This window comes from Stenotrophomonas mori (genome assembly GCF_023556335.1).
GTDB classification, from domain to species: Bacteria; Pseudomonadota; Gammaproteobacteria; order Xanthomonadales; family Xanthomonadaceae; genus Stenotrophomonas; species Stenotrophomonas mori.
In genome coordinates this window covers 315,380-328,845 of the sequence record NZ_JAIKTS010000003.1, presented here as the reverse complement: position 1 = coordinate 328,845, position 13,466 = coordinate 315,380, and the positions used below count along the sequence as shown (strand labels likewise).

Sequence of the window (13,466 nt, the reverse complement as noted above, 5' to 3'; positions counted from 1 at the left end):
CGCGTCCCCTTCCTTCAACGCATCCTCTTCAAGGCACAGAACCGATGAACTCCAACGCCACCACCGTCCGCCCGCCCACCGGCCGCCCCGCGGCACGCGTGCTCGCCAGCGCGATGGGCGCCTTGGTCCTGGGCGCCTGCAGCAACATGCCGCCACGCAGCGCCCAGGAACTCCCGCCCACCGAATACACGGCGCTGGAACGCACCGGCGGGGCGATCGCCGAGGAATCGGCCAAGCTCGCCAGCGAGCAGGACCGCCTGCGCGAGAAGGTCGAGCGCTCGCTGCAGCGCGCCGCCGAGGCCGCACCGCCGGTCGCCCCGGCCTACGATCCGCTGGAAAACACCGTGGTCAGCATCAGCATGTTCAACGCCGACGTCGGCCAGCTGCTGTGGGCGCTGGCCGACGAGCTGAAGATGAACCTGATCGTCGACCCGCGGGTGCTCGAACAGCGCCAGCACACCAGCCTGCACCTGCGCAACGTCAGCGCGCGCGAGGTGTACAACCACATCCTCGACGCCTTCGACCTGCATGGCGAGATCCGCGGCGGTGCGCTGGTGGTCGGGCAGATGCGCGAGCGCATCTTCAACGTCGACCTGCTCAACTCCAACACCTCCTTCGACCTGTCCACCGGCGGCGACGTGTTCGGCGCCGGGATCCAGAGCGCCGGCGGCGGCGGCCAGTCGCTGCGCGGCACCCTGACCATGACCGGCACGGTCGGCAAGGACAACGATCCCTACAAGCAGCTCGACGCCGCGATCAAGGTCATCCTCGGCGGCGAGCAGGCCGCGGCGGCGGCCGGCCCGGACGCCCCGCCACCACCGGAAGCGGGACGCTACAGCCTCGACCCCGGCACCGGCACGCTGTTCGTGCGCGCACGGCCCTCGCAGATCCGTGCCGTGGAGGAGCTGATCGCCGCCACCACCCAGAAGATGCGCCGCCAGGTGCTGGTGGAGGCGCAGATCCTGGACGTGTCGCTCAACGACGACTTCCAGTACGGCGTGGACTGGAACCTGCTGCGCAACCGCGTGGCCGGCATCTACGGCGACAGCCCGGCGACCATCGCCCCGGTCGCCGGCACCGACACCCAGCCCAACCTGCTGCCCTACCAGCGCTACGGCCGCTATGGCGACCAGGCGCGCAACATCGTGTTCCCCAACCAGACCCTGGGCTCGGTCGCCGGCCGCGGCTTCGGCATCAGCTACCTGTCCGACACGTTCTCGGCCGCGCTGAACGCGCTGCGCACCTTCGGCAACGTCAAGGTGCTGTCCAACCCCAGCGTGCGCGTGCGCAACGGCAGCCCCGCCTACCTCAGCGTCGGCTCCAACATCCGCTACGTCACCAAGTCCACCAGCAACTTCTCCAACACCGGCGGTGGCAGCGCCTACAACCAGTCCACCGACATCCAGACCGATTCGCTGTTCTCCGGCGTGGTCATCGGCGTCGCCCCGATCATCCACGAGAACGGCAGCGTCGAACTGCTGGTGCACCCGATGCAGACCGAAGTGGAGCCGGGCAGCCTGACCCTGCGCGAGTTCCCCAACGGCAACGCGGTCACCCTGCCGGTGATCAACGTCAAGGGCATCACCACCACCCTCAACCTGCGCGACGGCGACACCGTGCTGCTGGGCGGCCTGATCGACCAGAAGGCCAGCCTCAACGACAGCGGCATTCCCGGCCTGTCCGACGTGCCCGCGTTCGGGCGCCTGTTCGGCTCCCGCGGCAAGCAGAACACCACCCGCGAGCTGGTGCTGGTGCTCAGGGTCAAGGTGATATGAGCCTGATCTACGACGCGCTCAAGGAACCGGCCGGCCCTGCCGCGCCGGCGCCGGCGCGTTCCCCGGCGTCCTGGTGGCGGCAGCGCTCCCAGCGCGCCCGCACCGGCATCGTGCTGGGCACGGCGGCACTCGCGGTGGCCGGCGCGCTGGCCTATGCCACCGCGCCGCGCGCGGACCGCGCCGCGCCCGTGCCTGCAGCTGCAGCTGCGCCCTCCGTGCCCCTGCCCGACGCCCCCGCTCCGGCGGCACCGGCCCTGCTGGCCCCGGTCCCCGAGGCCGCGCCTGAGGCTGCGGCCGTGATGCAGCCGTCCCCTTCCGCGGACGTCATGCCCGCCGCTCCAGCCGCCCCGGCGCCGCTGCAGGCCGAGGCAGGCCCGGCACCGGCCGTGACGATGCCGCCACCGGCGGTGGCCTCCACGGAGGCGCCGGACACGGCGCCGCCGGCCGTCGCCGCACCGGCCCCCGCCCAGGCCGCGGCACCGATCAGCATCAAGGTGGAGCGCCATGGCGGCGGCCCCGCGCCCACCGCCGGCGACGACCGTGCGGTGACCCTGGCCGTGGGCGAGATCGAGGCGGCGATGGCCGCCGAGGACCTGGCCGGTGCCCGCCAGTCGCTGGCGCGGCTGCAGGCGCTGCTGCCCGACGAAAGCCTCACCCTGCTGCGCATGCAGGCCTGGATCGCCCACGCCGGCAACGAGACGGCCAGCGCCGAGCGGCTCTACCGCGCCATCGCCGAGCGCGTCCCCGACGACGCCACCGCCGGCGTGAACATCGCCCTGCTCGATGCCCGCCGCGGTGACCTGGAAGCGGCCCGCCGGCGGCTGACGCAGCTGTCCGGCCGCCACCCGCGCTCGTCGCAGATCGCCCACGCCCTGGCCGAACTGGACCGCCAGCCGCAATGAACGCCACCCTGGCCCGTCACCTGCGGACCCTCGGGCTGGAGCGCTCGCCGTTCCCGCCCACTCCCGATGCGGTCGCCTGGTTCCAGACCGCGCAGCGGGATGCCGAGCTGGTCGAGGCCGCGCACGCGCTGCGCACCCGCGCCGGCTTCGTCCTGCTGACCGGCGAGATCGGTACCGGCAAGAGCACCTTCCTGCGCCGCCTGCTGCTCGCGCTGGAAGGCGAGGACGTGGTCACCTCGATGGTGTTCAACACCTTCCTGCAGGGCCCGGACCTGCTGGCCGCGGTACTGCGCGACTTCGGGCTGGAGGCGCAGGGCAGTCCCGCCGCCGACCTCGAAACGCTCAACCGCTTCCTGGTGCGGCAGTGGCGTGCCCAGGTCACCTGCGTGCTGATGATCGACGACGCCCAGAACCTGTCCATCGCCAGCCTGGAGCTGCTGCGCCTGCTGACCAACCTGGAGACCGGCCAGGAAAAGCTGCTGCAGATCGTCCTCGCCGGCCAGCCGGAGCTGCGCCGCAACCTCGAGCAACCCGGCATACGCCAGCTCACCAGCCGCATCTGCACGCACGTCCAGCTCGATGCACTGGCCGCCGACGAAGTGCAGCGCTATGTGCACTACCGGCTGGCCGCGGCCGGCAACCCCGGCACCGGCATCCACCTGCCGGCCGCCGCCGCCCGCACCCTGCACCGTGCCAGCGGCGGCAACCCGCGCCGGATCCACCAGATCATGGACCGCTGCCTGTACGGCCTCTACCGGCAGCCCGCCGGCGACCGCCGGATCGGCCCGTCGCTGGTGCGCACCGCCGCCGCCCAGGCCGGAGCACGACCGCTGCGGCGGCGTTGGCCGCTGGCGCTGACCGCCGCGCTGCTGGGCGTGTCGAGCATCGCCGGCGCGGCCCTGCTGCTGGTGCGCCCCGGTGGCGACGTCGCGGCCCGCGTCCCGGCGGCCGCGACGGCACCGGCCGCGCCGCAGGCCGGGCCCTCCGACTGGGAGCGCTGCCTGCGCGCCCTGGGCACCGCCTCGCCGGCACTGCAGCCGGTCGATCCGGCCTGGCTGGAACGCCTGCCCTCGCGCGACGGCGTGTGCCTGCGGCAGCAGACCGATGGCTGGCAGGCCGCGTGGCGGCCGCAGCTGCGGGCCGCGGACTTCCTCACCGTCGGCGGCGACCGCGCGCGGCTCGCGGCGGTCCAGGCGCTGCTCCAGGCACAGGGCCACTACCACGGCGCGCTCGATGGCCTGTACGGCGCACGCACCCGTGCGGCGCTCGCCGGGTTCCAGCAGGCCCATGCCCTGGCCGCCAGCGGCGCGCCCGACCCGGCCACCCTGCTGCTGCTGGACCAGCTGCTGGCGGCGCACACCCCCTCTTCCCCGGAAACGCACCACCATGGCAACGGTTGATCCCTCCACCTCCCGCTCCGCTCCGCAGTCGTCCGTGCAGAAGGACGCCGCGCGGCTGGGCGAACGCCTGCTCGAGCGCGGCCTGATCGATGCCACCCAGCTGCAGTACGCGCTGCAGAAGAACGAAGTCGAGAAGCAGCGCCTTGGCCGGGTGCTGATCCGCCACGGCCTGGCCAACGAATCGGACATCGTGCGCGCGCTGGCCGAGATGAACGGCATCGAGTACGTGCAGGTCGACACCCTGCCGCATGCCGAGCCGCAGGTGCTGGCGATGTTCAACCGCGAACTGTGCCAGCTGCGCCAGTTCCTGCCGCTGCGGCGTGTCGGCGATGCGCTGGAGGTGCTGCTCGGCGACGCCGACACCGCCGCGGTCGAACAGCTGGTGCTGCAGCGCTGCGGCCTGCGCTGCCGGTTCCTGCAGGGCGAGTACGGCAAGGTCGCGCGGCTGATCCGGCATACCTACTACTTCGCGCAGAACCCGGTGGAAAGCCTGCTGGAGCGCGAGATCAAGCGCCTGTCGGCGGACAACGACCACGCCTACAGCCCGGAGAAGCTGCTCGACTACCTGCTGCACTACGCGGTGCGCGAGCGCACCACCGACATCCACCTGTCGCCGTCGGACGGCAGCCTGCACGTACTGTTCCGCGTCGACGGCGTGCTGCGCCCGATGTTCGCGATGCCGACCACGCTCAACCGCCTGCTCGGCTACATCAAGCTCGCCGCGGACATGGACATCTCCGAACAGCGGCGGCCGCAGGACGGCAGCTTCCGCGCCACGGTGCTGGACTCGGCCCTGACCGTGCGCGTGTCGACCATCATCACCGACGCCGGCGAGCGCACGGTGATGCGCCTGCTGCCCGAGCACAGCGACCTGGCCGGGCTGGAGGAGCTGGGCTTCTTCGCCGAGGACGTGGCGGTGCTCGAGCGGCTGTTCGCGCGCCCCGCCGGGCTGGTGCTGATCACCGGGCCGACCGGTTCCGGCAAGAGCTCCTCGCTGCATGCGGCCCTGCGCATGCAGTCGCTGATCGAGCGCAACGTGCTCACCGTCGAGGACCCGATCGAGTACCGCGTGCCCGGCGCCGGCCAGACCGAGGTCAACCGCCGTGCCGGCTACGAGTTCGGTTCGGCGCTGCGCCACTTCCTGCGCCATGACCCGGACGTCATCCTGCTGGGCGAGATGCGCGATGCGGAAACCGCGCAGGCGGCCCTGGAGGCCGCCGCCACCGGCCACCTGGTGCTGTCCACCCTGCACGTGACCACGGTGTTCGGCGTGGTCCCGCGGCTGCGTCCGCTGGGCCTGGAGGCGCAGGTCATCGCCGACAACCTGCTGGCCGTCGTCAACCAGCGCCTGGTGCGGCAGAACTGCCCGTTCTGCACCCAGGAAGCCGCCTTCAGCGACCGCGAGCGCGAATGGCTGGGGCTGCCGCCGGGCACTACCGGACAGCGCGGCAGCGGCTGCGAGCGCTGCCGCGGCAGCGGTTTCTACGGGCGCCTGCCGATCTACGACATCATGCTGGTGGACGAGGCGCTGGCCAACGGCATCGCCGACGACGTCGGCCGCGAGGCCCTGCGCAACCTGGCCATGGGTGCCGGCTTCCGCGGCATCGAGGACGTGGCGCGGGCCCGGGTGATCGCCGGCCAGACCACCAGCGAGGAGGTCATGCGCGTGGCCGGCGTGGGGCCGGCGCCATGAACGTCTACTACTACCGGCTGCTGCTCTCCAGCGGCCGCGTGCGCACCGGCGTCACCCAGCTGGCGGTGGAGCACGACGCATCGGCGCGCATGTGGCTGGAGAAGAACTTCGACGCGGTGGTGCTGACGCTCTACCGCTTCCCCGGCTGGCTGGCCGAGACCCAGCGTTCGGTCTCGCAGCTGATCAAGCCCAGCATCCGCCCGGTCGAGCTGGCCGGCATGCTGCGCGACCTCGGGGTGATGACCTCCAGCGGCATCCCGATCATGGAGGCCCTGCGCGCGGTGGCCAACGAGGTCGGCGGCGGGCGCACCTCCAACCCGGCCAAGCTCGCGCGCCGGCTGCTGGACGAGCTCGACGCCGGCGCCTCGCTCAGCGACGCGGTGGCGCGCTATCCCGACGCCTTCCCCGAGACCGTCCGCAACCTGGTGATGATCGGCGACGAGACCGGCACCATGGACCGGATGCTGATGGAGTCGGCCGACCACGTCGAGCGCATCGCCAAGATGACCGCCGACACCCGCCAGGCGCTGATCTACCCGGCCTTCGTGTTCTCGGCGATCTTCGCCGCCGGCGGGTTCTGGATCTATTACGTGATCCCCAACCTAGCCGACCTGTTCAAGCAGATGAACGCCAAGCTGCCGCCGCTGACCATCGCGGTGATGAAGGGCTCGGAATGGCTGATCGGGCACTTCGGGCTGATCCTCGGCATCCTCGCGCTGTCCGCCTTCGTGCTGTGGGTGGCGTGGCGCTACAGCCGAGCCTTCCGCCGGACCGCGCACTACACCCTGCACCGGCTGCCGATCGCCCGGACCATCATGTATTCGTCCGGCCTGGCCTTCTTCACCGAATACATGTCGCTGCTGATCCGCGCCGGCGTGGACATGGTCAGCAGCCTGCAGGTGATGGAGCGGGCGATGCGCGACGAGTACTACCGCGACCGCATCATCGCCATCCGCCAGGTGCTCGAGCGCGGCGACCGCGTGTCCGCGGCGATGCGCCAGGTCGGCGGCTTCCCCTCGATGATGGTGCGCATGATCGGCGTGGGCGAGGAGACCGGCACCCTGGACTCGCAGTTCGCACGCCTGTCCGCCGAATACAGCCTGCGCCTGCAGCGGCTGATCACCAACCTGTCCGAGGTCATCAAGCCGGTGGTGGTGCTGCTCGGCGGCGGCCTGTTCGTGTTCCTGATCGTCGCGCTGCTGTTGCCGGTCTACGACCTGGTGCGGCAGGCGATCGCATCCCCGCAGTTCTGAGGAGTCCGCAATGCCTTCCTACTACCGTTCCCCTGCGCGGACCACCGGCTTCACCCTCCTGGAGATGTCGGTGGTGCTGGTGGTGATCGCGCTGATCATCGGCGCGGTCAGCGTCGGCCGCGACGTCTACCGCAGCGCCGAGGCCGAGCGCATCGGCAGCGAGTTCGTGCAGGGCTGGATGATCGCCTACGATCGCTACGTGCAGGGCAGCGGCGTGGTCCCCGGCGACGACCCCGCCAACCCCAGCGGACGGGTCTACAACCAGGCCGAGCGCGAGCTGTGCCGCGACGAGCTGCGCAACGAGATGCTCCGCCGCGGGGTCGCGCTGCCGCAGGGCCGCGCGGAGGGCGCTGAGAGCCGCTACGTCTACCGCGACAGCCAGGGCAACCCGCAGGAGCTGGAGGTGTGCTTCCTCAACCTCAACAACTGGGCCGAACCCTCCACCGGGCTCGGCTACACGACCCGCAGCCGCAACGTCATGCGCCTCACCGGGCTGACCCCGGAGCTGGCCAACCAGCTCGATGCGCGCATCGACGGCCGCGTCGACGCCCGCTTCGGGCGCATGCGCGAGATCAACGCGCACAGCCGCACCGATGCCATCAGCAGCACCAATCCCGTCACCAACCCCTGGAGCCGCGACGACCGCCACGACTACAACGGCGGCTACCGGCCCGATGCCCAGGTCGCGGTGATGACCGGCTACGTGCGGATGAACCAGTGATGCACCGTTCCCCTTCACGACACGTCAGGACGAGGGTCATGAATCTGTCCACCTTTCCGCGTTCCCTTCCCGCCCGCCGCCGTGCGCTCCAGTCCGGCATCGGCCTGCTCCAGGTCATGCTGGTCCTGCTGCTGGTCGCCACCGCGCTGGCCGCCGCTGCGGTGCTCGTGCAGTCCAAGCGGGCACCGTCCCAGGCCGTCACCCAGGAACGGACCCTGCGCTGGGCCGACGAGGCCATCGCCGCGTTCGCCGCGGCCAATGCGCGGCTGCCCTGCCCGGCGGACACCGCGAACGGCGAGGAGAACTGCGCCCCCGGCCACGCCAAGGGCTGGCTGCCCGCGCGCACCCTGCTCGGCGCCTCCGGCAGCGACCTGCCCCCCGGCCCGGTGGCCTACATGGTCTACCGCGGCGACGAGACCCTGCACCTGGACCTCACCGCGCCCGGCAACGCCTACCAGCCGCCACTGATCGACGGCAGCCCGCGCCAGATCGTCGACCAGGACGGTGTCGAGGACGAGGACGGCAAGCTGCCCAGCCGCGCGTTCGCCTCGATCAACGGCCTCGACCTGTGCCGTTCGCTGGAACTGGCGCAGCGCGACCCGTACGACGCCACGCGGGCGCATGCCGACGGCGTGCCCGCCAACATGGCCTACGGGATCGCCGCGGCCGGTCCGCTCGCCGGCGCCACGCGCCTGGACGGCGCCAACAGCGGCCCCGCCGCGCAGCTGGCCTCCCCGTGGCAGCAATGGGACAGCGGCTACGACGACCGCGTGCGCGTGCGCACCTTCGACGCGGCCGGACAGATGCTCGGCTGCCGGCTGCTCGGCGACCTCGCCGGCTCTGCGGCGGCGGCGCACTCGGCGCTGGCCCCGTTCTCCGCCACGGCACTGGCCGCGGTTCCCTCCGGCAACGAGCCGTTCAACGTCTCCATCGCCGGCATGGACGTGCTGGCCGCCGCGGTCACCCTGCACGATGCGCTGGCAGCCCTCCAGGCCAACAACATCGACGCCACCGAGTCGGCGGTCAGCAGCGCCACCAAGGCGCAGATCTCGCTGGTCTTCAAGCTGGTCACCACCGCGGCCAGCCTGTCCGACCAGATCACCACCCTGGTGACCTCCGCCGCCAACCTGACCCGCTCCATCGCCACCTGCATCGCATCGCTGGGCGCGATGTGCTGGGAAGTCCCGCTCAAGACCGCCGCCGTGGTGACCTCCATCATCGGCCTGGGCGAGAAGGGCGTGACCCTGGCCGCCAAGGCGGCGGCGCTGCCGTTCGTCGCGCTGGCGCTGGACGCCTCGCTCAAGGCCCGCGACCTGGCGAGGAAAGCCGGCCCCGTCGCTCCCCCGAAGAACATCGAAGAGGCCCGCAAACAGCTGGAGTGCACGCTCTACGCGCGCAACTGCGAGGATCCGACCGAATGGGAGGTCGTCTACAAGCGCGACAAGAACGGCAACCCCATTCCCCGCAGGGACGCGGCCGGCAATCCCCTGTACGACGAGCATGGCAACCCCCTGTACGAGGAGGAATCCCGCAGCGAGGTACCCCGGGTCGGCCTGGACACGCAGGTGGAGATCGCCAAGGCCGAATGGCAGAAGCTGCAGTACCAGGTGGACATGCTGGAACAGTGGCGGCTGGCTCCCTGGGGTGTGGCGGTACAGCCCCGCACCGACGCCCTCGGCGCACCGGTACTCGACGGCAACGGCCTGCCCACCCACGAAACCGTGGAGATCACCAGCCGCGGAGTGGACGGCGCGTACCGCTCACAGGCGCAGCAGCGCATCCATCCGCAGCGGACCTGCAACCTCGGCAGCACCAGCACCGACTGGAAGAACTGCACCCCGCAACGCTACCGCAAGACCGTGGAGACCTGGGTCTGCAAGCACGTCGGCGCCAACCAGGGCGAGTACGACGAGCAGGGCGAGGCCTGCGTGCATGTCGGCACCGAGACGTTGACCGTCGACGGCGAGGAGACCACCCGTCCCGCCGGTGCCTATGACCGGGTGAAGGAAATCAGCTACGCGTTCGACTGGGACGTCGCCACCAACGACCTCATCGCCCGCCGCCGGGCGGCCGAGCACTGGACCGACCTGAACATGCGCGAACAGGAGCTCAAGAAGGAGATCGAGCAGTTCCAGGACAACCTCGACACCTGGTTCAAAGGCGGCGACGCCATCTACAGGAAGATGCTGAACCAGCTCGACGACGAGCATCACTGCGACGGCAAGGGCCTGGGCAGCTACACCACCAGCGGCTGGCCGAACGTGAACCTGCCCGCCAAGGACATGCAGAAGCAGCAGTGCATCAATGCCCGCAGCGCCGTCCGCTACATCGACACCTGCGAGAAACCGATCACCGTCAACGAATGCCGGTACGTGGGCAGCGATGCGGGCCGCTACTCGGACAGCGCCTGCACCGACCGCAACGGTACGCCGAAGGATTACGGCTGGCAGGAAACCAGTAGCGGCGACTACGCAAAGGACGACAACTCACTGGCGACCTGCAGGCCCAACATGCTGGCGCGGCTGGCGGGCATGCAGGAAGAGTACGCCCTGCTCGACGGCAAGCGGAACGAGGCCAGGGCCGCATACCAGGCGCTGCCGTCCCCCTGGGTGGCCTACCCGTCGCGGACCCAGCCCTATGCCGCGGACGGCAACTACGACTGGTTCGAATGGGCCATCGAGACCACCGAGGACAAGCACGGCAATCCCCTCACGTACGACTGGGTGCGCACCCGCTTCAGCGACAACTACACCTACACCTACACCTACACCTGGGACTGCTCGACCGAGACCGAGACCAAGAGCTGCTCCGAACAGCGCTCGGAGGTCAGGACCCGCAGCCTGCCGTGGTATGCCCGCGAGCCCTACAACGCCGCCACGAGCCAGTCCTCGCCGGTGCTGGTCACCGGCAACCTGGAACTGATGAACAAGGACCTGTGCCGGTTCTTCGCCGGCCGGGTATGGCAGGGAACCTTCTGGGGATGGCCCGGCAGCGGCAACGCGGACTGGTGGGGCAACACCTACCCGATGGGCCTGTACTGCCAGCGCTACCCCTACAACCGTGCCTTCGAGGACTGGCGGCGCGCCAAGCTCGGTGCCGAGAACGCCCGCAAGAACCACGACGACACCCGCAAGCGCTTCGAAGAGCTCGAAGAGGAACTGGAGAACATGCGCGACGGCGCGGCGCCCGGCGGCGGCCCCACCACCCAGATGAGCTTCGGCGCCGAAGCCGCCCTGGAGCATGCCGACAGCCGTGGATCCACCGGCCCGCAGGCGGTGGTGCAGCCATGAACCGTGCGGCCCGCTCCGCCCGGGGCTTCTCGCTGGTCGAGCTGGCGGTGGCGCTGGCCATCGCCGCCCTGCTCACCGTGCTGGTGTTCAGCCTGTTGCCGCTCGGCAACCAGGTGCTGGATGCCGAGCGCCAGCAGCAGGAGCTGGCGCAGGCCGAACAGGCCCTGCTCGGCTACATGCGCAGCCAGGGCCGCCTGCCGGCCGCGGACGGCGATGGCGACGGCCGCGCCGACGGCGCCACCGACGGCTGGCTGCCGGTGGACGACCTCGGCCTGCCCTCGCGCATGCGGCTGTACTACCAGGTCGAACGCGGCCTGACCGGGACCCTGCCCGCCGACCTGTTCGACCCGGTCCTGCCGGCCAGCGACCAGCCCGCCGCCGAGCGCAACGGACTGGACCTGTGCATGCGCCTGCTGCTGAACCAGCGGGCCACCATCGGCCTGGGCGGCCTGGACCTGCCGGTGGCGTACTACCTGGGCCATTCCGGCATCGCCGGGCACGGCCGCATCGAGGCCGCCGCACAGTGGCAGCCGAGCGCACAGGCCATGCCGGGCACCGCCGCCGGGCAGCTGGCCACCGTGGCCGCCGGCCCCGGCGAACTGGCCACCCGGCTGTCGTGCCCGGACCGCCTGGCGCGCGCCCAGGGCAGTGCGCAGACGGCCTATGCCGCGTACAGCGCGCTGCGCATGACCGCCTTCAACCTCGAGTTCCGCGAATTCGACATCCTCATCGCCGAGACCATCCGCGAGCAGGCCCGGGTCGCCCGCGACCTGGCCGCCTATGCCCTGGCCGAGGCCATCACCAACGAGGCCATCGCTCTGGTGATGGTCGCCTCGGGCTGGCCGCCGGACGGCATCACCATGTCGGCCGGCGCCAAGAAGCTTGCCGAGGCAATCATGTCGATCAAGAACGCCAGCGAGGAGCTCGCCGGGGCGCTGGAAACCTACGACGACGCCGTGGCCGGCGTGCACGACGCCGAACACCGGCGCACGCTGGTCGAGACGTTCCGCCTGCGGATCGAGCAACTGTACGAAGACGCCCGCGACACCGCCATCGGCCTGGACCGGGCAGGACTGAACCCATGAACCGTTCCCGACATGCCCGCCACACCGCGCGCGGCTTCTCCCTGATCGAGCTGACCGTCGCCCTGGTCATCCTGGGCATCATCGGCATCCTGGTCGCGCGGTGGCTCGGCGTCCTTTCCGAAGAGCGCGGCCAGGCCGTGCAGCGCGACCTGCTGCAGCGCGCGGACGACGCGGTGATGGGCTTCGCCGCGATCCAGTCGCGCCTGCCCTGCCCCGACATCGACCGCGATGGCCGCGAGGACTGCGGCGGCGGCGAGGTCGGCACGCTGCCCTACCTCACCCTGGGCCTGCCGGACAGCCGCGCCGGCCGCCTGCGCTACGGCGTCCTGCGGCGCACCGGCGACAGCACCCTGGTGGAGCGCTGGAACACCGACGACCAGGGCCTGCTCGCCCAGCCCACCGTCCTGGACGCCGACCTGGCCGCGCTGACGGACCAGGCACTGCCCCTGCAGGTGACCCTCAACGCCCCGGGTACGGCCGTGGTCAGCCGCATCCGCGAATGGAACAACTGCGCCTCCGTGGACTGCGCCGCGCTGCCGCAGCTGACCCGCAACAGCATGGATTTCTGCGACGCCCTCCGCAACGCCGCGCTGCTGCCGGTCAGCGGCAGCCACGTCCATACCCGGCGCGCCCAGCAGCCCACCGAGGTGGCCGGCAACGTGGCCTACGCGTTGGCCGTCACCGATCCGCTGGCGCCGTCGCACACGCCCGGTTCACCGGTCTTCCATTCACCGCGGCGGCCGGCCGGTGGCAGCGACGACTACCGCGACAAGGTGCTGGCGGTGGGCATCGACCAGCTGTGGACACGGCTGCGCTGCGGCGAACACTACAGCCCCGCGCTGTACGCCCATGCCAACGTCGCCATGGCCGCGCGCCTGACCACCCCGACCATGCACGACCACAAGACCCAGCTCGATATCATGGTCGAGCTCGGCAAGGCCGAGGAAATGAATGCCGCGGTGGCGCTCATCGACGCCACCGCCGAACTGATCAACACCACCGCCGACACCCTGGACACCATCGCCGAGATCTTCGACACCTATGGCGGCTGGAACTGGCGTGCCGCCATCGCCGCCGGTTCCATCGGCACCGCGGTGGGCAGCACCATCGCCGCCGGCGTAGCGGTCAGCTCCGCCGGCACCTACCTGATGACGGCACAGACCCACCGCGACACCTTCGCCGCCCGCTTCCCGGCGGAAGCGCAGCGCGTGGAAGACGAGATCGTCGGCAACGCGCGGCGCGCCGACATGCTCGGCGGCTTCACCGATCCGGACGCCCGCGAAGCCGCCCGCGCGTTCCGCCATCCCGCGCCCTGACGGCCGCCGCGTGCAATGCCGGCCGCCGTTC

The 13,466-nt window shown here is 71.0% G+C and carries 9 protein-coding genes; all 9 read left to right on the top strand.

The window, feature by feature from the left end:
• The first annotated feature begins 44 nt into the window (after nt 1–44).
• Genes mshL through K5L01_RS10920 form a run of 9 tightly spaced genes read left to right on the top strand, consistent with a single transcriptional unit; the run spans nt 45 to nt 13,435 of the window.
• Nucleotides 45–1,775 (top strand): pilus (MSHA type) biogenesis protein MshL, encoded by a 1,731-nt coding sequence (mshL, locus tag K5L01_RS10960; RefSeq protein WP_250064516.1) that lies wholly within the window; start codon nt 45–47, stop codon nt 1,773–1,775.
• A complete protein-coding gene (locus tag K5L01_RS10955) occupies nt 1,772–2,677 on the top strand; it encodes a tetratricopeptide repeat protein (RefSeq protein WP_250064514.1) in 906 nt (301 codons plus the stop codon). Before mshL ends, K5L01_RS10955 begins: the two co-directional genes overlap by 4 nt.
• Entirely contained in the window at nt 2,674–4,077 is a 1,404-nt protein-coding gene (locus K5L01_RS10950) for an ExeA family protein (protein WP_250064512.1), read from the top strand. The genes K5L01_RS10955 and K5L01_RS10950 overlap by 4 nt, the downstream gene beginning before the upstream one ends.
• Nucleotides 4,064–5,770 (top strand): GspE/PulE family protein, encoded by a 1,707-nt coding sequence (locus tag K5L01_RS10945; RefSeq protein WP_250064511.1) that lies wholly within the window; start codon nt 4,064–4,066, stop codon nt 5,768–5,770. Before K5L01_RS10950 ends, K5L01_RS10945 begins: the two co-directional genes overlap by 14 nt.
• Nucleotides 5,767–7,023: a type II secretion system F family protein gene (locus tag K5L01_RS10940; RefSeq protein WP_250064510.1), complete on the top strand. Its 1,257-nt coding sequence runs from the start codon at nt 5,767–5,769 to the stop codon at nt 7,021–7,023. The genes K5L01_RS10945 and K5L01_RS10940 overlap by 4 nt, the downstream gene beginning before the upstream one ends.
• A 10-nt stretch (nt 7,024–7,033) precedes the next feature.
• On the top strand, nt 7,034–7,744 hold the full coding sequence (locus K5L01_RS10935) for a type II secretion system protein (RefSeq protein WP_250064508.1): 711 nt from the start codon (nt 7,034–7,036) through the stop codon (nt 7,742–7,744).
• Between the two features lie 38 nt (nt 7,745–7,782).
• Nucleotides 7,783–11,034 (top strand): phage tail tape measure protein, encoded by a 3,252-nt coding sequence (locus K5L01_RS10930; protein WP_250064507.1) that lies wholly within the window; start codon nt 7,783–7,785, stop codon nt 11,032–11,034.
• Complete coding sequence (locus tag K5L01_RS10925) at nt 11,031–12,119, top strand: prepilin-type N-terminal cleavage/methylation domain-containing protein (protein WP_250064503.1); 1,089 nt, start codon at nt 11,031–11,033, stop codon at nt 12,117–12,119. Before K5L01_RS10930 ends, K5L01_RS10925 begins: the two co-directional genes overlap by 4 nt.
• Nucleotides 12,116–13,435, top strand: coding sequence for a type II secretion system protein (locus K5L01_RS10920; protein ID WP_250064501.1), 1,320 nt, complete (start codon nt 12,116–12,118; stop codon nt 13,433–13,435). The genes K5L01_RS10925 and K5L01_RS10920 overlap by 4 nt, the downstream gene beginning before the upstream one ends.
• Nucleotides 13,436–13,466 lie beyond the last annotated feature (31 nt).

Bases quoted from the DNA above. Each gene is read 5' to 3' on its own strand.
- K5L01_RS10920 (WP_250064501.1), top strand. From the start codon at position 12,116: ATGAACCGTTCCCGACATGCCCGCCACACCGCGCGCGGCTTCTCCCTG.
- K5L01_RS10955 (WP_250064514.1), top strand. From the start codon at position 1,772: ATGAGCCTGATCTACGACGCGCTCAAGGAACCGGCCGGCCCTGCCGCG.
- K5L01_RS10925 (WP_250064503.1), top strand. From the start codon at position 11,031: ATGAACCGTGCGGCCCGCTCCGCCCGGGGCTTCTCGCTGGTCGAGCTG.
- K5L01_RS10935 (WP_250064508.1), top strand. From the start codon at position 7,034: ATGCCTTCCTACTACCGTTCCCCTGCGCGGACCACCGGCTTCACCCTC.
- K5L01_RS10945 (WP_250064511.1), top strand. From the start codon at position 4,064: ATGGCAACGGTTGATCCCTCCACCTCCCGCTCCGCTCCGCAGTCGTCC.
- K5L01_RS10950 (WP_250064512.1), top strand. From the start codon at position 2,674: ATGAACGCCACCCTGGCCCGTCACCTGCGGACCCTCGGGCTGGAGCGC.
- K5L01_RS10930 (WP_250064507.1), top strand. From the start codon at position 7,783: ATGAATCTGTCCACCTTTCCGCGTTCCCTTCCCGCCCGCCGCCGTGCG.
- mshL (WP_250064516.1), top strand. From the start codon at position 45: ATGAACTCCAACGCCACCACCGTCCGCCCGCCCACCGGCCGCCCCGCG.
- K5L01_RS10940 (WP_250064510.1), top strand. From the start codon at position 5,767: ATGAACGTCTACTACTACCGGCTGCTGCTCTCCAGCGGCCGCGTGCGC.